Source organism: Ilyomonas limi, assembly GCF_005233845.1.
GTDB lineage: Bacteria > Bacteroidota > Bacteroidia > Chitinophagales > Chitinophagaceae > Ilyomonas > Ilyomonas limi.
The window spans coordinates 1-22194 of record NZ_SZQL01000033.1; the positions used below are offsets into that span (position 1 = coordinate 1).

Annotated in this window: 17 protein-coding genes and 2 pseudogenes; 8 read left to right on the forward strand and 11 right to left on the reverse strand. The window is 42.0% G+C overall.

What is annotated here, in order from left to right; all coding sequences use genetic code 11:
* Positions 1-131: 131 nt before the first annotated feature.
* Positions 132-488, forward strand: a complete 357-nt coding sequence (locus FC093_RS24745) for an NAD(P)H-dependent oxidoreductase (RefSeq protein WP_206106663.1) — start codon at positions 132-134, stop codon at positions 486-488.
* Positions 489-539: 51 nt separating this feature from the next.
* Positions 540-1436, forward strand: coding sequence for an EamA family transporter (locus FC093_RS22405; protein WP_137264055.1), 897 nt, complete (start codon positions 540-542; stop codon positions 1434-1436).
* Between the two features lie 35 nt (positions 1437-1471).
* On the opposite strand, the pseudogene FC093_RS24750 reads toward FC093_RS22405, so the two are convergent.
* The 4 genes and pseudogenes from FC093_RS24750 to pdxR form a co-directional block, all read right to left on the reverse strand.
* Positions 1472-1708 (reverse strand): annotated as a pseudogene (locus tag FC093_RS24750) (hexameric tyrosine-coordinated heme protein).
* Positions 1709-1746: 38 nt separating this feature from the next.
* Entirely contained in the window at positions 1747-2970 is a 1224-nt protein-coding gene (locus tag FC093_RS22415) for an MFS transporter (RefSeq protein WP_137264056.1), read from the reverse strand.
* Positions 2970-3410 carry a GNAT family N-acetyltransferase gene (locus FC093_RS22420; RefSeq protein ID WP_137264057.1) on the reverse strand — a complete coding sequence of 147 codons (441 nt, stop codon included), beginning with the start codon at positions 3408-3410 and terminating at the stop codon, positions 2970-2972. The genes FC093_RS22415 and FC093_RS22420 overlap by 1 nt, the downstream gene beginning before the upstream one ends.
* Before the next feature lie 83 nt (positions 3411-3493).
* Positions 3494-4957, reverse strand: a complete 1464-nt coding sequence (pdxR, locus tag FC093_RS22425) for a MocR-like pyridoxine biosynthesis transcription factor PdxR (protein ID WP_137264058.1) — start codon at positions 4955-4957, stop codon at positions 3494-3496.
* Between the two features lie 475 nt (positions 4958-5432).
* Between pdxR and FC093_RS22430 the strand changes: the two genes are divergently transcribed.
* Both FC093_RS22430 and FC093_RS22435 read left to right on the forward strand, forming a co-directional pair.
* A complete protein-coding gene (locus FC093_RS22430) occupies positions 5433-6620 on the forward strand; it encodes a molybdopterin-dependent oxidoreductase (RefSeq protein WP_137264059.1) in 1188 nt (395 codons plus the stop codon).
* 1 nt (position 6621) lies between these two features.
* Positions 6622-6966: a cytochrome c gene (locus tag FC093_RS22435; protein ID WP_137264060.1), complete on the forward strand. Its 345-nt coding sequence runs from the start codon at positions 6622-6624 to the stop codon at positions 6964-6966.
* 437 nt (positions 6967-7403) lie between these two features.
* Here FC093_RS22435 and FC093_RS22440 read toward each other — a convergent pair whose 3' ends face one another.
* Positions 7404-9014 (reverse strand): glycoside hydrolase family 31 protein, encoded by a 1611-nt coding sequence (locus FC093_RS22440; RefSeq protein WP_137264061.1) that lies wholly within the window; start codon positions 9012-9014, stop codon positions 7404-7406.
* 474 nt (positions 9015-9488) lie between these two features.
* On the opposite strand from FC093_RS22440, the gene FC093_RS22445 reads away from it, so the two are divergent.
* The 3 genes from FC093_RS22445 (at position 9489) to FC093_RS22455 (ending at position 12199) form a co-directional block, all read left to right on the forward strand.
* The gene (locus FC093_RS22445) at positions 9489-9941 is read left to right on the forward strand and encodes a MarR family winged helix-turn-helix transcriptional regulator (RefSeq protein WP_137264062.1); all 453 of its coding nucleotides are present in this window, start codon (positions 9489-9491) and stop codon (positions 9939-9941) included.
* Between the two features lie 91 nt (positions 9942-10032).
* The gene (locus tag FC093_RS22450) at positions 10033-11613 is read left to right on the forward strand and encodes a DHA2 family efflux MFS transporter permease subunit (protein WP_137264063.1); all 1581 of its coding nucleotides are present in this window, start codon (positions 10033-10035) and stop codon (positions 11611-11613) included.
* A 172-nt stretch (positions 11614-11785) separates the two neighbouring features.
* Complete coding sequence (locus tag FC093_RS22455) at positions 11786-12199, forward strand: hypothetical protein (protein WP_137264064.1); 414 nt, start codon at positions 11786-11788, stop codon at positions 12197-12199.
* A gap of 325 nt (positions 12200-12524) precedes the next feature.
* Here FC093_RS22455 and FC093_RS22460 read toward each other — a convergent pair whose 3' ends face one another.
* The 4 genes from FC093_RS22460 to FC093_RS22475 all read right to left on the reverse strand — a co-directional run bounded on the left by FC093_RS22460 (position 12525) and on the right by FC093_RS22475 (position 16339).
* On the reverse strand, positions 12525-13589 hold the full coding sequence (locus FC093_RS22460; RefSeq protein ID WP_137264065.1) for a ScyD/ScyE family protein: 1065 nt from the start codon (positions 13587-13589) through the stop codon (positions 12525-12527).
* 152 nt (positions 13590-13741) lie between these two features.
* On the reverse strand, positions 13742-14359 hold the full coding sequence (locus tag FC093_RS22465; RefSeq protein WP_137264066.1) for a diheme cytochrome c-553: 618 nt from the start codon (positions 14357-14359) through the stop codon (positions 13742-13744).
* Between the two features lie 310 nt (positions 14360-14669).
* Complete coding sequence (locus tag FC093_RS22470) at positions 14670-15611, reverse strand: helix-turn-helix domain-containing protein (RefSeq protein WP_137264067.1); 942 nt, start codon at positions 15609-15611, stop codon at positions 14670-14672.
* A gap of 200 nt (positions 15612-15811) precedes the next feature.
* The gene (locus tag FC093_RS22475; protein ID WP_137264068.1) at positions 15812-16339 is read right to left on the reverse strand and encodes a hypothetical protein; all 528 of its coding nucleotides are present in this window, start codon (positions 16337-16339) and stop codon (positions 15812-15814) included.
* Between the two features lie 378 nt (positions 16340-16717).
* Between FC093_RS22475 and FC093_RS22480 the strand changes: the two genes are divergently transcribed.
* On the forward strand, positions 16718-20191 hold the full coding sequence (locus FC093_RS22480) for a gliding motility-associated C-terminal domain-containing protein (protein ID WP_137264069.1): 3474 nt from the start codon (positions 16718-16720) through the stop codon (positions 20189-20191).
* A 341-nt stretch (positions 20192-20532) separates the two neighbouring features.
* Here FC093_RS22480 and FC093_RS22485 read toward each other — a convergent pair.
* Both FC093_RS22485 and FC093_RS24165 read right to left on the reverse strand, forming a co-directional pair.
* Positions 20533-21471, reverse strand: a pseudogene (locus FC093_RS22485) (IS256 family transposase, variant Zn-binding type); the annotation flags it as partial.
* A 354-nt stretch (positions 21472-21825) separates the two neighbouring features.
* Positions 21826-22140, reverse strand: coding sequence for a transposase (locus FC093_RS24165; protein ID WP_206106666.1), 315 nt, complete (start codon positions 22138-22140; stop codon positions 21826-21828).
* Positions 22141-22194 lie beyond the last annotated feature (54 nt).

A 22194-nucleotide genomic window follows, 5' to 3' on the forward strand; every position in this document is an offset into this window, starting at 1 on the left:
GAAGAGAGCCGTTTAGTGGATAAAATATTTAATAACCAAAAGCCGGCTATCTTTGGATACCAACACCAGCAAAAAAGTCAAACTGTTTTTCAAACTTTGTCCAGTTTATAAGGGGTGGATACAGTTCTCCAATGTACAACTGGTCAATTCCCAGTACTCTAAAAGCTTATATAGACCAGATTCTCAGGGTTAATGAAACCTTTAAACCTGACAGAGCTAATATACAACATCCGTACGTTGGACTGCTTGAGGACAAAGTATTATTCCTTTTGCTGTCAAGAGGCTCGCAGGGGTATGAAAAGGGAGAATATAACGAACGTATAAACTTTCAAAGCACCTATTTGAAAATGGTCTTTAACGTCATAGGTATCAGCAATATCCATGTGATCTCCGTTAACGGAACATCATTGGACCCAGAGAATTTAAAAATATCCATGGACACAGCGCAACAAAATATAAGAGCGCTGATTGATACCGAATTGGTCTAACACGCAATACTTTTTTAGTACTGCCCATGCGCTGTAATGAAAAATATATCAATGAAAAACAAAGTACTCAAAGGAAGCATTTTTATTGCCGTGGGAGCGTCGAGCTATGGCATGCTGGCAACCTTTGTAAAAATAGCATACCGGGAAGGATTTAGCACAGCGGACGTAACACTTTCGCAGTTCAGTCTTGGATTTGCAGGACTCTTTATTTTAACGCTGCTACGTAAGCGGGAACCGGTATCAAAAACAGGAATACCAGGTATCAAAAGCATATTTAAATTAATAGTTGCAGGAACATCTTTGGGGCTCACCAGCATCTTCTACTATCAGGCGGTTCAATACATCCCGGTCAGCGTTGGAATTGTGTTGTTAATGCAAACTGTTTGGATGGGCGTTATCGTGGAGATGGTATTGCATAAGAAGCCTCCTGGTTTACTTAATATTATCTCCGTTTTCATCATTCTGGCAGGGACAATATTAGCTACCAATGTGCTTAAACAATCTGTTAGTATTAACCAAACAGGAATTGGATGGGGAATGATGGCCGCTCTTACCTACACGGCAACCATGTATTCATCAAATAATGTTGCACTTCAATTTCCGCCGCTAAAAAGAAGCCTTTATATGATCCTGGGCGGATTGATCATCATTTTGGTTATTTTTCATTCATCATTAAGTCCGGACTTTTCATATAAAATTTTTCTGGGCTGGGGTCTTCTCATTGCTTTGTTTGGAACAATACTTCCGCCATTACTGTTTACAAGAGGTATGCCGCTAACAGGCATAGGTCTGGGAGCAATTATTGCATCTATCGAAATACCGGTTGCGGTGATAATGGCACATCTGGTGTTAAAAGAATCTGTAAGCTTGTTTCAATGGATGGGTGTTATTCTTATCCTGTTAGCAGTAGTATTGATGAATATCGGGCAAAGGAAAAACGCTATGTAGCAGTGTGTTAGGCTCTTAAACCAAGAGCTATTTTTTCAATAATTATCTGCTGCTGCGATGGTGGTGAATTCCACAGCTACGATTTGCCCGATTGCAACAAGCATTCCTGCATCCTCAGCGTATATTGCCCAAAGCTTTTCTCAGACGGCAGCATTAGGCTGTGTCGCTTTCATAATTAATCTTGCCATTTCAACTGCAAGTTGTCTTCCCTCTTCCTGCGAAGCAGTAATTAACGAACCCTTTAGTACCAGCTGAACTGAACCCGACATCATCTTAAATTTTTACGATTGATAAATAAACTGCTTTTGTGTTACGATACAACAACAGCAGTTTTTACTTCGGATGCACTGACTTGCCGGTACCGGTTAAAAACAATAAAGAGGATGCCGATCAGCAGGACTAAAGAGAGATTTGCCACTCCCAGCAGCATCTGGCTTTTAACAGCATATAAGCTTGCCAATCCATAGCTGAATACAGAGCTAACCATATACATGGCACCGCCGGTAAGCCCGCTTGCCACTCCGGCATTCTTTGAAAAACGACTTAGGCAATAGCCATAAATATTATTAAAAATAAAACCGCCGCATATATGAATACCAATAGTGAAGCCTATTAAGGTGTAAATATTAGTGAAAAGGGAGGCTGTAAAGATCATCAGCAACACCAAAATGATCTGTATAACCAAGGCAGTAAAAACCTTTTCCCTCAAAGGCTGCTTAATGAACGATTTGGCAAAAATTCCACCTGTCATGACAGAAAAACCAGACAACAGTGAACTGTAACCGGTAGTAACCGCAGAATAGCCAAACACACGTTCTATAATAAAGGGACTTGATAAACTATAAATAACCACCAAACCAAAACAAACACCAATCATCGTTAAGCCCAGTGTAAAGTCAGCGGTTCTCAACATACCACTATACGTCCGTACAATAGGCCTCATCTTAAAGGGATGAAAATGTTTTAAAGATTCGCCACTATAAACAAGTTCCAAAATCAAAAAAAGAAGCGATAGTATGCCAAGGAAATAAAAGTTGGACCGCCAGCCAAAAATAGTTTGCAGGTATCCACCTAAAAATGGAGCCATGATTGGCGCACAAGCCCAGATGATGGCAAATAAACTGATGTAACTCTTTAATTTTTTACCCGAATAAATATCTACAAAATAAGCGCGTTTGCTTACCACAATAAAGGCAATTGTGATTCCCTGAATAATACGCATCAGGTAAATGACATACATTTCAGGTACTACAGCAATTATAAAACTGGTGAGTGAGAACAAGGCAAGTGATGCGATGCTGATTCTAAACCGTCCGAAACTATCCAATATACTGCCTATAAAAATCTGGCTAACACCCGTACTAAACATAAATAACACCAATGAAAGCTGTATGGCGGATGCTGAAACATGAAGGTCTTTTGCCATAGCCGGAAGAGAGGGCAGATAAATATCTGTAGCAAATCCGGATAAAGGGATGAGTGCCAGGGCCAATATTGTACTAAAGCCCTGGTGATTGTCTTTTAAAGTTCTCATTATTTTACTATTACAGATGAGAGATGAAGCGCCGTGAGTGTATATCCGTTCTTTAGATATACCTTTTGTGCTGTATTATTATGAAAATCTGTATCAAGCACCACTGCATCCTTATTGGCTGATAAGGCGATAGCTTTAACATGATTTAATAGCTGAGAAGCGAAACCCTTGTTTCGGTAAGATTCGAGCGTGCAGAGATCATCAATGTAAATTATATTACCGCTATGCAACGAGGTCATGCTGCGGTACCCGGCAAATGCAACAACTTTCTCATTATCCATAATTCCAGCGATGCTGTACTTTTCATGTTGCATCATTTCTGAAATCATCGAAGACCAGTTATTTTTGTTGAGATGTGGCCTTAATAAGGAAACAACTTCCCAGCATTGTTGAATTTCTACATCTGTTTTGATTATTTTAACCTTGTATGTATTGTCCATGGCTCTTTTGTTTGAAACAAAATTAGAGCGATGGTATTGATGCTAATTATGCCACTTACAAGATAAAGGATAGCCCAGTGAATCTAATGGAGTATCTTTTTTAAAATCCCAAGGGCTTCCACCATTTCATTTTCTCTAAGCGAAGCAAAGCCCATTCGCAGTCCATTGGTAAAAAAGGATTCATTCTTATAGAAATTTCCATTGTCGATAAAAAGTCCTTTTTTTAACGCCTCATCAGACATTCTGATTATATCTATCTTTTTATCAAAATTCGACCACACTGCCAGTCCGCCTTCAGGCATTCTGAATTCTATCTTGTCATTAAAGTCGGATGTTAGCATACTACAAAAAAAGTTCCTGCGCTGCTTGTAAATTTTTAATGACTTCCGAAAATGCCTTTCCATCTCCCCATTGTCAAACAAAACAGCAAATGCCTCTTCCAACAGTGTGTCTCCTTGTCTGTCTATCAGTTCTCTTAATGAAGCTGCGGCTTCAATAAATGCCGAAGACCCTACCATAAACCCGATTCGCAAGGCCGGAGCAAAGGTTTTCGATATCGAACCAATATAAATTACATTTTGGTTGTGGTCAATACTTGCCAATGGCAGGTAAGGTTTATTGTCATAATGAAAATCAAAATCAAAATCGTCTTCGATAATTGCAAAACGATATTCTTTGGCCAGATTTAATAGCTTTAGCCTCCGCTCTGCACTCATAGTTACAGTGGTAGGAAGGTGATGATGCGGTATTACATATACAGCCTTTATTTTACTGCGCAGTAAAATCTCTTCGAGATAATCAACATCCATTCCATGGTCATCAATAGGAATACGCAAAAGGTTGGCACCGGCATATTTAAAAGTATCATCTGCAGAAAGATAGTTCGACATTCCAACGGCAATATTATCAGAAGGATGGAGAAGCAGTTGCGTTGCTAAATAGATTCCCATCTGGCTGCCTTTTGTAATTAGTATGTTTTCTGGAGAAACAGTTAGTCCGCGGCTATGGGAAAGATAATTGCCAATAGAAACACGAAAATGTTCTGACCCCTTAGAACTACCATAATGCAGAAACTTTCTGCCATGAAATCTTCTGGAAAGACTTCTATATTCACGCATTAGCAGATCTACCGGCGCCAGGCGCACATCCGGAAAGCCATCGTCAATAGTGAGAATATTTTTTTGGAGATTCTTGCTGGGTATCGCATTCTTAAAGTTATTAGTCCATATAAAAGGCTCCTGGATGCTATTGTTTTTGTTGGCTTGAGGCAGTACAGTTTTAGCACGTATCGGCAGTTTGGACAGTACAAACACGCCCTTACGCTCAATGGATTCAGCCCAACCCTGATTAACCAATTCTTCATACGCCAACTTTACAGTGTTTCTGTTGATACCAATTAATTCTGCAAGTACACGTGAACCTGGCAATATATCGGATGGCTGTAGTGTACCGTTGGTTATTAACGATATAAAGCTATTACATACCTGAATGTATAGTGAAACAGATGAATTACGATCAGTCTGAATTAATGATTTGTACGGTAGCATCCGGGCTGTATCATTTTCTAAAATTGATTTTCAAATATAATCCAATCTCACCACGTTCTTTGGGATCAGACGATAAAGCTGAGCAATGTTGAAAGTTGGGCAATTACCGGCTGGTTTGGCGTATTGGGAGACTACACTGGGCGGGGGAAAGCAAAGCTGTTTGTGGATGGTTGTACAAACATAATAAGCCGTGAGGCTTTGGGTATTCTTTACAAGCAAATAAGTAATAGCAATTTCAATTAAGTAGCACCATATACACTTAGTTTAAAGCCTATGGCTTTCACTTCGCCGCAATGTCCCATGCCTGACGCACATTAAGCTACAGATGGAGACATTGCCTTTACTTTGATTTTACAGAAAAGAGGTGTAGATTTTCAAAAGGAAAAGCAGAGGTGAACTATGGACACCGCAAGGAGGAAAAACTATATCTTTACGATTTGTTATTTACCTAACTAAAGAGCGGAATTATATCGAAATGAAATGTATTTTAATCTTTGTTTTAATTTTTGCGGTATTTCTTTCTTGTAATACCCCATCAACATCCCCGGATGTTAATACCGAAGATACTTCAGCAAACAGGTGGGTAAAACCAACCGGAAAAGATAGCCTGTTGTTATTGACCGACAGACCCCCTAATCTGGAAACACCTTTGAAATATTTCCGGCTTGATTATACACCCAACAACGTATTTTTTGTGCGCTGGCATCTCGCCGGCCTGCCCGATTCGGTAAGCCTCGATACTTTTCGTTTACGGATAAAGGGAAATGTAAATAAGGAACTGGCGCTTTCGGTAAATGATCTTAAAACGAAGTTCGAGCCTGTTACCATTACCGCAGTTTGCCAGTGCTCCGGCAACTCCCGAAGTTTTTTCGATCCGCGCGTACCAGGCGGACAATGGAAGAATGGTGCTTTAGGCAATGCAAAATGGACCGGCGTGAAATTGAAAGATATATTAACGTATGCCGGTGTAAAAGGAGATTCAAAAGAGGTAAGCTTTAACGGGTTGGATAAACCACCACTCCAAACAACACCTGATTTTGTAAAATCGTTATCATACGATCATGCCAATGACGGGGAGGTGATGGTGGCATACGAAATGAATGGTGAACCATTACCGCTGTTAAATGGTTATCCGCTTAAATTGGTGGTTCCCGGATGGTTTGCTACCTACTGGGTAGGTATGTTGAGTGATATAGAAGTACATACGAAGCCCTTTGAAGGATTTTGGATGAAGAAAGCATACCTCGTTCCCAAAGGTGAACCGAATGGGGCTGAACATCCTGATTCGCTTGCCAAAGATTTAGTACCGATCAGTGTTATGAATGTGCGTTCCTTGTTTGTTGCTCCTGAACCTAATGAGGTAGTTAAAGCGGGTGTACCTACAGATGTACAGGGGTTAGCACTCGATGGCGGTTTTGGTATAACCAAAGTAGAGTTGTCGGCAGACAGTGGAAAAACCTGGCAGCCAGCCAAGCTGGACCCTGAGCTTGGTAAATATTCCTGGCGCCGCTGGCACTACACCTTTACACCTCCGGAAAAGGGGGCTTATGTACTGCTTGTAAAAGCCACCAATGCAAAAGGACAAACACAGCCGGCGCACCAGTGGAATCGTAGCGGATATATGCACAACGAAGTGGAAACATTACCCTTTAAAGCGGAATAATATGCAGCATACCAACATAAGATATAGCTTTTTATTCTTTCTTTTTGCTTTCCTGGCAATTTCCTGTGGCGAAGCCAATACAAATTCAGCGCATCCTGGTGCAGCAACAGCACCCAATCTTAAAGAGGTCAGCACAAAATTACCAGAGGCGGCAGGTTATCAAACCTATATTAATAATTGCATCATTTGCCACTCGGCAAGTTATGTGCAGAACCAGCCAGAACTACCGGAGAAAACATGGGCAGCTATTGTAACCAAAATGCAGAAAACCTATGGGGCACCCGTAAGTGATTCTGCTGCTCTGGTAATCATTCAATACCTGACAACAATCAAAGGAAGGAGTTAGTGTTAGCTACTAAAAATAATTCGATTGTAATTAAGGTTCTTCAATTCACTAGCGTAGCCCTTCAAGGTTTTTTAAGGCGTTAGCGATAGCGTACCTTAAAGAAGATAAGGATGATTCGGGCTCATTTAATCATCAAGCTGTTTTTATTCATTGCATCCGAAACGGGAGCTTTACTGTTCTCTTTTGTTTGCCAAAGTGTTAATCTGTTTTACTTCTCTTTGGTATCTACAAAGATAGCCATGTTGAAAAGGGATGCATTGTTGTAAATAAACTGCAGTTGTGGAGAACTGTCTTTAACTTTCACTACGGGGCATATGCTTTGCGGCATTGTTTAATCTTGAAGAACATGGTGATAGCCGGTTTACATAAGCCTGAAAAGGAGGTACACAACATATATTCTTGCTGGTGCATCATAGTAATTAAAATTATTGCGCGTATTAAAGGTCCTGTATGCCCTTGTATTCAAACCAAAGCAGGCGGTCAATAGGCGTTTGAAACTGTTTGACTGCCGGCCCCTTAATTACTTTACCATTTTCATCCTGCCATGTACCTTTTGGAAAGATCACGGTACGTTGTACCCCTTTTTCCATCATAGGTGCCACCATGATTTTATTACCTAACATAAACTGGTCTTTGCAGGTATCCAATCCTTCATGTGGAAATACATATTCCATCATGCGTGCTATAGGTTCGCCTGTTATAGCGGTTTCTTTTACCAGTTGCATGATATAAGGTGTTATTTTCATTCTTAATGCAACTGCCTTTTTCACCGCATTGAAGTGCACCGGATCCAATACACGCCAGGGTGCTGCTGAAAACTGCATCATGGGCATCAAAGCAGAACATTGAGCGGAACGAACAACCAGATCCTGATCTAATTTATCCCTCCCAATAAAGGAGCCGAAATCGCCACCACCAATCATATCAGGGCAGGTGAACTGGTAGCCCAATAATCCGGCAGTAGTCAGGTTAGGGATTAGCGTTCTCAGGTCTTCCCACGTATGTCCCTTGTCACGCAGCCGTTCTGCCAAAGGTGCTCCGCCACGCTTCCACATGGCACGATACTCATTCAAAGGATACATTAATCCAAATTGCCCCCAGGCCTCGCATTGTTCATTTGGTGTTGCTTTTTTGTATGAAACAGATGTTGCCGGATAATATTCGGGGTCACCGGCATCCAGTTTAAAACCATCTACACCATATTCATCCTGCATCTTTTTTAATTGCGAGCTATACCAATTTACGGCTTCGGGGTTGGTAAAATCCATCTCCGCACTATATCCATTCCACCATCGTATAATGGCAGGTTCTTTCGCCTCACTCCACGGCAGAGTAGCGATACCTTTATTATCAAAAAGAAGTAATCTTTGATGTAGCAAAGACCTGAATTCTTCCCCGTCAGGGCGAATAAAAGGGCAAACCCAAATCATCACCTTAAAGCCTAAAGTATGTAATTCATTTATCATGCCCTTTGCATCGGGAAAACGGTCCTTTCGAAACTCAAAACGGCCGTAATATGGTGCCCAGTTATCATCTATCATTAGTACACCGGGAGGAAAGCCGTTATCGATAATGGCATGCGCATATTTCAGAATATCTTCCTGGTTTTGGTTATAAATCAGCTCTATCCATGTGTTGTATTGGGGACGCGTAAACAACAGTGTATCCGGCGTTTTACCCGCAGGTGGAAAGTATTTTTTACTTGCTGCCCTATACGCAGTGGCTATGGTATTGCCACTTTTTTCTACAACAATCTTATCTATACTTTGTATGTACAAATGGTGCTGATTGATGGTAAAAGCAAAAGGCTGATCACTCCAGATAAAACGCCCTGTAGTGGATACTAAAAACGGACTTGCCTGGTTACCGGCAATATTACCAAACAGGTTAAGATGATAACCATTAGTGAAAGGCATGGCCCAACCTTCGTTTACCGCACCTCCAAACCATTTTTCATTCTGTTCAATTGTAATGGAATCTGAATAATGAAACTGTGCATAGCTATTAAGGGAAAAAAACAATAGGAGTACAAAAAGGAAAGTTTTCATAGTTTAAATATAACCGCGTTCGATTAATAAGTGTAATGTCTAGCTTTTTGTAAATGTAGTTCGCTATGCATTTTGTAGTTAAACTTTCTAAGCACGATACAGGTAAGAAAATGAACTACGCTTTGGGCTGATATGCTGTAGGTGTATGTCATAGCGGAAAGATAAGCATAGTTGTAAATAAAGAACAGTCAGTAAGAATTGCTCTTTTATCTTTTACTCCTGCGCTGGCGCTAACACCCCAAAGAATATAGAAATTTCCCGACCTGTTCAATGTTCTTAAACTCTTAATTGTTACTGCCCTTTCAAAGTAACGCTGTGTTGAATATTTGTCAATCCAGAGCCGGATTTAGCAAACAGGACCCGGTACTAATTTTATCAACAGCAGCGATTTTAACTTACAAATTGACTAATAAGGATACTAATAATGGTTTAGTATTAAACTATTTCCTGTTTAACTTTGTAAATACAAGTTTTATGAAAAAGCTAGTTCAAAAATCGGAAACTACCCGTCAGTTTGTTCATTCAATGTTGGAATTCCGGGATGAGCTTCGCCGGTTCATGCAAAGGAAATTCAGGGAAAATAATATTGACTTAACCTATGAGATGCACCAGATTATGGCTTGCTTATGGAGGACGGACGGGCTAAGTCAGCAGGAGCTTGCTGATTTAACATTAAAGGATAAATCCAGCATGACTTTCCTCATAGACAACCTTGTAAAGCGCGGATTGGTGAAAAGGACACAAGATCCGGAAGACCGGAGACGCAAACTCATTTACCTTACTTTCAAAGGAAAGCAATTGGGCATCAAGGTAGATCCCTGGCTGGGAGAGTTATTTGCTGTTGCCTCCGGCGGATTTGAAAACAGTACACTTAAAACTTGTATAGATGCAGTGGAGAAAATGCGTGATAACGTAAGGTCCAGTTAATTTTTTAAGTAAATCGTTAAATAATATACTGTTTTATGTATTACGCTAACTGCTGTTTAAGAATATCTAAAACTTCAGAAGTAGGAGAATTATGGAAGAGGGTTCATTAGTTGAATATGGTTCAAGAAGAGTCATCGTTACAATTACCGCAGTCGTTTGTGCTCTTTTGCAGATCATAGATACAACCATTGTAAATATTGCCCTGCCAACAATGCAGGGCAGCCTCGGCGCTTCACTTACAGAGATTACATGGGTTATCACTGCCTATGCTATTGCCAACGTAATTGTAATGCCGCTCACTAGCTGGCTGGGGCAGCAATTTGGAAGACGAAACTATTTTGCAGCTTCTATAATTATTTTCACCATATCATCATGGCTATGCGGCAACGCAATCAGTATTACTGAACTTATCATTTTCAGGTTTATACAAGGTATTGGCGGTGGTGCTTTATTAGTTACTGCACAAACCATCATCACAGAAAGTTATCCTCCCGAAAAAAGAGCAATGGCGCAGGCTATCTACGTTCTTGGTGTTATTGTAGGACCCACACTTGGTCCGCCGCTGGGTGGCTATATTACCGATAACTATTCATGGCCTTATATTTTTTACATAAACATTCCTGTGGGCGTTATTGCTGCACTGCTTACGCTTCAGTTTATAAGAAGTCCGAAGTATGATGAAAAAGTGCCAGTTTCAAACGTTGATTGGTTGGGTATCTTCCTGCTGATAGTTGCAGTGGGTTCACTGCAGTTTATTTTGGAAAAAGGACAGGAGGATGACTGGTTTAATAGCTCATTAATCACAACCTTATCTGTTGTTTGCTTCTTTGGCTTTTATTTTTTTATCTGGAGAGAGCTTGTGTATAAACACCCGGTAGTGGAGTTAAGAGTGCTCCGAAACAAAAATCTTTCTATCGGCAGCATTCTTTCTTTTGTGCTGGGCTTTGGTTTATTTGGCTCAACATTTATTATCCCCCTTTATACACAAACCATTATGGGATGGACCGCTTTTCAGGCGGGGATGCTTATGATACCAAGTACTGTTTTTACAGCGATAATGATGCCCTTTGTAGGGAAATGGATGGAACGGGGAGTGTCTTTCCGTTTACTGATCGTTTCGGGTATGGGGATATTTTTTGTTTACAGTATGATGGCATATCATATTCTTACACCCAGTACAGGTAGTGATGCTTTCTTTTGGATATTGGTTATACGTGGCATTGGTCTTGGACTTTTGTCTATTCCCATCACAACCATGTCGCTCTCAACTTTAAAAGGAAAAGAAATAGGACAGGGGGCTGCGCTGTCGGGTATGTTGCGACAATTAGGTGGCTCGTTTGGAGTGGCGCTCATATCCACTTATCTCACCCGTGATAATCAGGCGCACCGGGCAGACCTCGTGAGCAAGCTATCTGTAAATTCGGCAAATGTGCAGCAAAGGGTTTACGAACTCTCTTCCGGGTTTCAGTCGAGAGGCATTGCCCCTAACATCGCAAAAAAGTCTGCACTTGCATTGATGGACCGGATGGTTGATGTTCAGGCTACCATTCTTTCTTATATGGATGTGTTTTTATGGATTGGCATTATGTTCCTGGTTTGTATTCCTTTTGTAATTCTCTTTGTTAGAGAATCTAAGAACAAGATCGATATAGCTCATGCAATGCAGGAGTAAAAGCTTGCCACTTATGGGATTGTACATTGTGAACCATCAGCGCCATTGCGGGGAGTGTAAGAAAGAGGCCATATGCTGTATGGTATAAGCCAGTGGAAAGATAGGCATAGCTTGTAAATAAAAGAGCAGATTGAGGGATCTGCCTTTATCCCTTACTCCTGCGCCGGCGCTTATGCCAAATTTTTATTACAGGCAAACAGCAGGTAGCAATAATCAACAATTCTTTCATGTTCTATTTACCTTTTTATACATCACATTCTATAGTTACAACGGTGCACATTTATGCTACGCCAATACTTTGAAGTATGTAGTAATACTGTCGGAGCGCAAAACGAAGCACTATGCTACTGCTACCGCTTTTTGTACCAGTATCTACTATGCGGTGCATTATGCCCGTGGTTGCCTGCATGTTAAAGCCTTCTACCGTATTATAGCCCCACTGAAAAAGGAAGATAGTAGTCGTACCGGCAGCAGGGTAGTAGCTTCCTTCACCGTTATGCGGAAACCGCCTCTGCCTTTTTTGCCTACCTGTTTTGACAGGATGCTGAAAGTAAACATCTTTTTTATAAATGTAATATACTGCTAACCTTAAGTAAGGTGTAATGATACTGCTACTTTCTTTAAATCGTATTTTAGAATTTGAAGATGTTTTTAAGGGAGAAGGGGAGAGATTGACTTAATGAATAACGTGGTTGTGAAACGTTGCCGGGGTTAGTTACCAAAACATAATCTGATTGTAACCAAGGTTGTTCGAGGTGCGCTATCGCTAACACCTTAAAGAACGGGATAAGAACGGCTCTTGCTCCGCCGTTTGACGTAATCTCCTCAAGAGACTACGTCAAGCAAGGGCGAAAAAGAGCCGTTCCAGGTTGTTATACTTAACATGGTTTCTTAACCGGTGCTGTCTATAATTAATAACTTACATTAGTATGAGGAGAAGATGGTTTATAGATTATCTTAAGTAAGTTGCCATCGCCCTGAGTGGTTACATACCATGTATTGGGACTTACCTGCTTAATGCCCACAGGCATATTCAAACCTTCTATCAGTGGCGCAGCGGTTCTGCTATTTGCCCATATAAGTGCGCCGGTGTTATTTTCAAAACCCGTAGCACCAAAAGTACCGTATTGTACAACAAGATGGCCCAACTGGTTACCCCGTGCAATATTCACAAGGGTAGTAAAACCGCCCTGATACACAGATAATGCACCTGATAACGAAATTTTATATACAGTCGCATAGCCTGGCAGGAAAGGAAATCCGGTAAGGGTAGTCACCAGGAAATCGTTGCCGTCATAAAGAATGCTGGTGGGTACGCTCTGTACTTGCGGCGGACCTACGGGAGTTGGGTTTGAATAGCCCGGCACTTCTGCAAGCACCGTATAACTGCCGCTTGACAGGCGGTGTATAACAGCATTTGCACCTGCATCAGTCAGGTATATATCTCCGTCAGGACCTTTGGTAATACCATAGATGTGAGAATCGTGGGCATTGTTTACCCAAGGATAAGAAAGCGAGAACGCGCCTACATCTTCGTATGGGATCGAAGCGCCGTCTAAGGGTGCATCGCCCGGGGTAAATTGGCTGATATTAGCCTTGTACAGAAACTTAGCCGACGTAATAAACATCGTATCCCCGTCAATCAGCATATTGGCGGTACCATCTATTTCACCGGATACCGGATTGATGATGGAAGAAAGATTGACAATGGCATCATACTTATTACCATCGGGAGTCACCACTACAATTTTCCCGTCGTTATTTCCCGTTCCAAACAAAGCCACCCAGGCGTTGCCCTTTGTATCGGTCTCAACGCCAATTACGTTGGTCAAACCTGTTGCAACGGTAGTTATGGCAGGATCGGGCAGGTGTTCAATTATTTTTTTACAGCCCGAACTAAAGAGTAGCAAAAGGAGAAACAAGAACAGGGATAAGGAAGAACACAATTTTGTGTTGAGAGACAGTAAATTTTTCATGAATTAACTGGTTATTTGGTGATAAAATAAATGTATAGCAATAAGATGTTTAAAAGCAGGCAGACGTATTTTGTGTACTTATACTTAGCTTGTACCAAACCGCTTCGGGGACACGGGATTGGTTTGGACTTACCAATGGTTACCTGTTTATGCTATTTGCTTGCTGTTACAGGTGGCTCGTACTGCGGTACAACATTGTGTATAGGTGTTGTTGATTTTAAGTACGCAAAAATGGCTTTAATCTCATTATCTGTCATTTGGCTGTACCCCTTCCATGGCATAGGTGGCATTAAGGGGCGCGCTCCATCCAGCCCCTGATAAACACCCTTGCGAAGGCAGTTGATAAACTGTGCTTCGGTCCAGCTTCCAATGCCCGTAGCATCGGATGTAATGTTAGCGGCAAAAGACTTCCCCCACGGGCCAATCCATGCTGTTTCATCAACCGTAGCTGCCATACCCTTTGCAACCTGTTCAGGTGTAACGGCTGGTAGTAATGCTGGTACAGGAGAACCCGACAACCTGCGATCGGGATCATCTGCCGGTCCTTGTGCCGTCATCTTTTTAGGAGTATGGCAATCATTGCAGCCGCCTATAATAACCAGGTGTTCCCCCCATGCTACCTGGTTAGCATACCCGCCATATTGAGCAGTTACGGATGATGCTTTTGTTGAATCACTGTCGGTAGATTCGCTGCCTGATGATGAAGTGCAGTTGTAAAACAAACAGCAAGTTGTGGCAAGTAAGGCGGCAATAATCGTTTTGTGTTTCATAAAATATATCGTTTTGGTTCTTAAAATACTAAGCGGAAAAATGTTGTTGAAATGCGGTTTAATGATGAAGCAATAACTGTTTTGTGATGTATAAAGATTGGTTTACAACAAACGAAAATGACATTTGCATAACCCTGTCATCGTAATCATACCGCTATCCTATGGGGGTGATAGTACGCAAGTGCTCTTCTTTTTTCTTCGGAATACTTCCATGGCTTTATATGCAAGAGCCAGAAACATTGCAAAAGTAAAAATAAGCCTATATGTGGAATAGAAGAAATGCGACATTTTTAATTTATTAAGTGTCTGGTCATATTTGCCGTTCATAAAGACGGTTGGCTGATTCTGCATGGCAATAACGCGCGACAATATTTGGGGAATGACGAACCGGCTTTTCAGATGAAATCACTGCCGTTGCTATAAACTTTGCTGATGCTGCCAGTCCGAAAACGTGTGACTTATTTAGCAACAGATCTGTGGGTACAAGCCCGGTAAACTCTTTAAAGTCGCGTATCAGGTGGGCCTGGTCGGCATAGCCAAGCTTGTACGATAATCCTGCCCAGCCGCCTGCTTGCTGTAGCATTTGCATATTGCGGTACACATTGCGAAAGCGAATCAGTCGCTGGTACGATTTGGGGCTTAAGCCCATTTCATGCTGAAAGCTTCGCTGCAACTGCCGTGGGCTCCTATATACCGATTTGCTGATTGCGTCAACAGACACACTGCCTTTGGAAGAGCGCATCAGATTTACGGCTTTTATGAGGTAGCTGTGCTCCTGTTTATGTTTGTTTAGTTGCGCCAGCAAAAAAGCATCGGTGCGGGAAACAATCTTCGTAGTATCATGTGCTTCAGCTAACTGCTCTACAAACAGTTTTGCGTCGTTGCCAACAATGTTTTCAAGGTTTGTATAATCTTCGTACAGTACCGAAGACGGTACTGTAAACAGTATGTGCAACATCTCAGGCTTCACCCGTATGCCAAACTTGCGCGTGGTGCCGGTAGCCCGCATGATCACATTTTTATGATACACACCACACATCATCATATCCGGCATCGGAAACCAATCGCCATTGGCACCAATATGATAATTTCCTTCGCTTATAGTTATCACAATTTCAACCATGCCATTAGGGAGGCAATACTGACCGGGCGAGTACTCATTATAGGCACCTTCAAACGATAGGAGCCAATAGGTATCTACATATGGCTGAAGAACAGGAGTGGGTTTAAATTCCTGGTAAGTGATATTCATAAGGAGTTGGTGATTTCGCTATAAATATATGATAATTCATATAATTATCTGATTCCCATAAAAATAACAAGTAAGACAATGCATCATTTCATGAATTGTCCCCGGCTATACTCATTATAAATCACTCCTGCCAAATCTTTGTACGGCATTTGAAAACAGAATAACTTAAAGTAAATTGATTATGGTTTTACCTATTCTATTTAATCCTCCTTATCCCTCTTGTTGTTCTTTTTTCTTTTCCAGAACATCCATTTGTGCTCTTTCTTGGGTGCTTTTATAAATACATACCGCAACGAAATGCCTGTTTGTGTTTCTAATACACTGTTGCCACCTGAGAGATTGAGAGCAGGTTTAATATCGGCCGACAGAATGGTTCTTCCGAATTTGAACTCCATTCCGCCGATACCGGATATACCAAACACAGAAGCTGTTCCATTTACTTTACCAACAGTGCTGTAACTGCCCACGTGCGGACCGATGCCGAGATAAAAGTTCGTTCCTTTAGATAAAATACCGTGGTGTTGCTCGAACAAGGCAGTAATAGTAGTGCGGCTATTAGTGAACCCTTTTTGCCATTGCACTTCCACCGTGTAATGACTCCATAATGCCTGTTGTACCGTAATGCCAATGCCACCACCGAGCCGTACACCGGCTGCCGTAGTATATTTCTGCGAAAAAAGCGGGACGGAAACAGGTAACAATAGCAAAGCAAAAATGGTTTTTAACATGGTGTGGTGCACTTTAGTTGGTACATCTTTAGAACGAAAGAATACGGATAAGCTTGTTCGCCATGCTCCTGAAAAATCGTTTTGGGGAAAACTATAGAAGATTGGGGAAATTTAATGCTATAGAAACAATGGTTTCTACTCCCGTCAGCAAGGCATGGCGGGGCAGCATCGGATGATATATTGCTTGGGAATGAAGTGGAGATTTAATGGAGTCTGCTGTAATAAACTTTGCCTGGCATGGCTGGGAGCCTGCGCCAGGCGGACAAACACGAACAAGAGCAGAGAGCCATTGCCAAAATGGGAATATATTTGTAAGCACAAAATGTTTATTTTTGTTGATATAATAATCCAATTTATCAAGTCAACTTTCCGTAATTAATGCTTTCGCGCGCACTACTACTTATTTTTTCAATTCTATTTCTTACTGTTTCTGCTACTGCCAATACCATTGTCGTAACATCGAGTGCCGATGCCGGCGCCGGTACATTGCGGGATGCCCTTGCAACAGCCGCAGCCAATGGAACAAGTGTGCAGGATATTATTGCTTTCAACCTGCCCGACCTGACTGTGAATGGCCGAACCATTGTGTTGCAGACGGCGCTGCCTGCAATAAGTTCAAACGTCGTAATTGACGGCACTACACAACCAGGAGCTACGTTTGGCATAAGCGATGCAAAAGTGAAGATTCATTTTGCACCAGATAAAACAGACCAACACGTTGTTTTGTTTATGCAAAATGCCGATCATGTGGAGCTATACGGGTTGTATATCACTCCAGGAAATATAAATCGTAGTATGTATGGTATTGTCTTTATTTCATCCCACCATATTACCATTGGAAAGAAAGGAAAAGGCAACCTGATAAATGGCTGTTGGGCATGCATCACCAACAACTATGCTGCTTATTACCATAATACTGTGCACGATATTACGATACAAGGGAATATCATCGGTTATTCGGAAACTGAAAACCTGGTAGAAGGCAATGTGTATTGTATCAACCTGCCTAATGCCTATAATGTAACCATTGGAGGTCCTGCAAGCGGGGATGGTAATCTATTAGCCATTGGCTATACAGGAGCACTTGGCACGCATGTTTACCTTTCGTATAATGAACTAAACACCATCGGTACTTTTTTTGCCCGCATACAAAACAATAAATTCCAGACCGATGCTGCCGGCAAAAACGAGTTAGATCCAAGCTACTTTTCCTCTGCCATCTGGCTGGTAGGCAACAGTATAAGTAGCAATGACACGCTGGCTGCAAAAACAGAAATCCTGAACAACGTGGTGAGCGGTACTATCTTGCTGCAACATATTAAACACGTGGTGAAGATAATGGGTAATAAAATAGGAACAGATATTACCGGCAGCAGTTCTATTGCACGAAATGGAGCAATGGTAATGGTGTACAATTGTTTCAAAGTATGGATAGGTAGCGATAAGGCAGAAGACATCAATTACTTTGGAAGCGGTTCGGTGCAATATTTTGCAGATGGCACCAAAGTGCTTATCACCAAAAACAAGTATTTGTGTGGGCAAAACCCTATCTATATTCAACGTACGTTGACACAATACGATGCCTTCCTGCCATTCTGCATCATTTCCACTTATACCGATGCCGTGATTGCCGGCACTGCATTACCTTTTTCGCGCATAGAGATGTACCGCAACGACGATTGCTCAGACCCGAATACCTGTAAAAACCAGACCTATGTGACTACGGTATATGCCGATGCAGCCGGCAAATGGTCTTACAACGGGCCGCAAACGCCGGCTATGATTGCAACGGCAACATCGCCCGACAGTTTAACATCGGAGTTTACAGCACCGAAAATCAACAGCGATAGTGAAATAACCATACAGGCGACCTGTGGTAAAAATAACGGCGCTATACTGGGCGTGAAATTGTCGGAATGCACAGAACACTGGTGGTCAAACTATCACGAGTATTACAATAGTAAAGACACCAATATTGCTAACCTGGCGCCCGGCGAATATGCTATCTATGCCAGTATTGGCAAACACGGCTGCAAAGTGGTGGAGGGTGCTTACGATATCCATGACATAAGCCCGCCCGATAAGCTGGATTACCAGAATATTGAACAGCCTTCCTGCGGCCTGAATACGGGAAGCATTACCACCGGCAGCAGGACAGAAGGCTTAACTATGACCTGGCGCAATAGCCGTGGTGATTCTATCGGAACAGGTTCTTCCATTTACAACTTGTACCCGGGCACTTACATGCTTGACATGTACCCGTCTAAAGATAAGAGTTGTCTTAAAACCTACGGACCTTTTACACTTCAAAACCAGTCGGGACCATCATTGCTGATGGATAAAGCAGTTGTCACCAGCGCCTTATGCTACAGCAACAGCGGCAGCATTACCCATATTAAAGCAACCAACATCACCGGAACTGCCACTTACCAGTGGTTAGACTCAACTGGTAACCTGGTGGGTAGTTCGCCCGATTTAGTGAACGTGCCCGCGGGAAAATACCGGCTGCAATTTAAAGATGAGAGTAGCTGCGAGGCGATTGTTAGCCCGTTTTTTACCATCGCAGACTCGGGTGCCGTAAAGTTGCAAACCGCAGGCGCTGTTGTAAAAATAAGTGATTGCAGTGCAGCCAACGGTGCAATTACCAATATTGTTGCGGACAATGCTGCCAGCCTGTACTGGATTGATACCTTGAGCCGAACAAAACTGGCGGCTACTAAAGACCTGCTGAATGTACCGACAGGCTTCTATAAACTCTTTGCAAGCAGCAAAGAAGGCTGTACCGACAGTACGGCAACGTTTTCCATTGCGCAGGCAACTGCCAATCCAATCAGTGTAGTTGCGGCAACATCAACGTCAGAAACCTGCGCAAGAACCGATGGTGAAATACGCGTTGACAGCATCTATCCTTCTTCACAGGATTATACCTACGAATGGACAAATGAATCAGGCAACGTGGTAGCCGGCAATGTACTGCAGTTGGATCATTTAAAAGCAGGCTATTACACCCTCTATGCAACCGATAGTAACCATTGTAAACAACGCGCAACAACTATTGGCGTGGACAGTGACCCCGAGCCAACGATCCCGGCAAATGCCCACATAGCGCCAGCAACCTGTGGTCAGAAAGATGGAAGCATCACCATACCGGGCATCACCGGCAGTGCTCCGTTGCAATATACCTGGTACGCCAAAGAGGGCACTTATATCGGCAGCACGCAAAGCCTTGTGCAGGTAAGCGCTGGCGATTATTACCTGGTGGTGAAGGATGCAAAAAACTGTATTAGCACCAGTCTTACTTATACTATCAAGGATACGTTGGTGCAGCTTCCGGCTCCACGTTATAATCCCCTTGAAGTATTGAAAGGTGAGGATGCAACCATAGGTACAACTGGTGCTAAAACCGGAACCTATGAATTGTATTCCGATAAAAACACATTATTGCCATTTGAAAGCAACAGCACCGGCGTTTTTAGTATCAAACACCTGATCCACGACACTACGGTTTATGTGCTTGTAAAAACACCCGTTTGCAGGAGCGACTTTGCAGATGTGCATATCAAAGTGATTCAAAAATTTGTGCTGCTTATTCCTTCTGCTTTCACGCCCAATCATGATGGATTAAATGATGTTTTCCGGTTGAAATATCCGCAACCGGTGAAGCATTACAGGATGGTCATTTATAACCGTTGGGGGCTAAAAATTTTTGAGTCAACAAATACTGCCAAAGGCTGGGATGGCACTGTAGCCGGGAGAGACGCAGATACAGGAACCTATATCTGGAGCATCGAGGTGGTAGATGAAACGAATACCAAGCAAACCTATTATGGACAAGTGACATTAATCAGGTAACGAACGCAGTGACTTTAAGGTTTGAGAGCCTTACGTTCTTCGAGATTATGCGATAGCGCAGGAGTAAAAGATAAGGATGATTTGAGCTCATCTATTGCACTGTTTTAATCATTGCATCTAAAAACGTAATCTTTACTTTTCCTGGTAATGTACTCAAAAGTGGTTGGTGGCATATTCATTTATTAGTATTAATATGGCGTTGTCAATCTGAAGAGGAAGCGGGCGCTGCCGGAGAGCAACCTGGCTGAGCAATAGGATTGCTGCTTAGATGGTAAAGTAAAGGGCAGTCAAACAGAGGGCTGCCTTTTATATTACCAGTAAGCGGCATGGCTCAGAAAAACTCATTTGGTGTTTGACAGAAAGATGTACCACTTGATGAAGTTAATCCGGTGTTTGATGCTTAATCCCCGATGCAGGTCAAGGTGGTTTTTGAGATGCCCAAAGTATCCTTCAATGCCATTGGTAGTAGCAGGTATTTTAGGATTATTCAGAAAGTGAAACATGTTGGGTAAAGCTCTTTTGATGGTAAAATATGAGCGCCTTAGCGGCTTGTGTTTGTACCAGTACCTGCCTGTATTTTCATTGTACACTTTTTCAGCCAGATATTCTTTATGTCTGTTGTACCAAAGGGTCAGTTCGCCCGTCCAATACAGGCGGTCATTAGCAGATTGGATTTTAAGAAGCATCAGCACCAAAGCCCTCAGTTCCACCCCCGCCGGATGCTTTGGAAACCTTGTAAGCCAAAGCAGACACATTCTCTGGATGTGTACCAGACACCTTTGAACAGTAACGTTGGGAAGTGACTTTTTAATAGCTTTAAGCGCACTTTTGTGACTATCCGTGGTAATGCTTTCTATTTGCACCCCCAGTTTGATGAGGTTATCCAGGTCTTCTTTTATCTCGCTAAAATGTTCTCCATCTGTAATGCGGATCAGTTGTGTATAACCATCCTCGTCATCCTGATAGCACACTACACAAAACTGCTTAAAATAGGTTGCATCCATTCTGAGATGAACACTGTTGCGCCTGATAATTTTTACCTGTGGAGACTGATCTAAAAAAGTGTAAAATAACCGCTGTAGAGTGGCTCTTGACAAAGAGCTGTCACGGCTCAATGTCGCATAGGTTTGCCTTTCCAAAATCCACTTTTCAAACCAGATAAACCGATTCTGAAGGCGCTGCTCAGGAGCACTCCTGGTAAACAACATCCCACAGTTATTGCATTTGAATCTTTGCTTGCCTCCGCGCTTACCCCACCTGATTACTGCCAAAGAACCGCAAGCCCAGCAACGCTTTTTTTACTACTGTTCATGAAACAAAAAAAAGTTTACTGAAACCACTTTCAGTAAACTTCCTTCAAACCTTTACCCGTATTGACTCTTAAATGATTCTACCAACCATTTCTGAGTATTATACCCTTTTCCTCCTTGTTTGCTAAAGTAATAGTCTACTGCACTGCTTTTGATGTATTCTTCTGCCTCATTTACAATACCTGCTCTAACCGGATTGTTGTGAATGTAAGTAAGCTTTTGCAATGCAAACGGTAAGCTAAAGCATAGTTCAGTGTAGTTATCTGATTGCCAGAACTGATAAGCCGTTTTGTTTGTTTCTTTGTTCTCACCTTGTTTAAACAGCTAAAGCATCCTCCTTTTTCGACTTTCACTTGCATTGTTTGCAATAGCATCAATGATGCGTTGAGAAGTGAACTTTTTGAAATCTCTTAATACATCAGACAGGTTATTGTTTTTAGTCTGAACGAGCAAATGAATGTGGTTGCTGATAATCATATATCCATATACTATTAATCCTTTGTTGTAAATGCAAAAGTTGAGGCTGTTTTCTACTATGTCTGAGTAATCTTTCCTGGTAAATACATCTATCCAATTGACTACAGTACAGGTGAGAAAGTGAGCGGCGCCTTGGTCGGGTATGCTGTAGGTGTAAGCCATGGTGAAAATAAACATAGCCGTAAACAAAAAGCAGTTCGGGTGAACTGCTTTTAT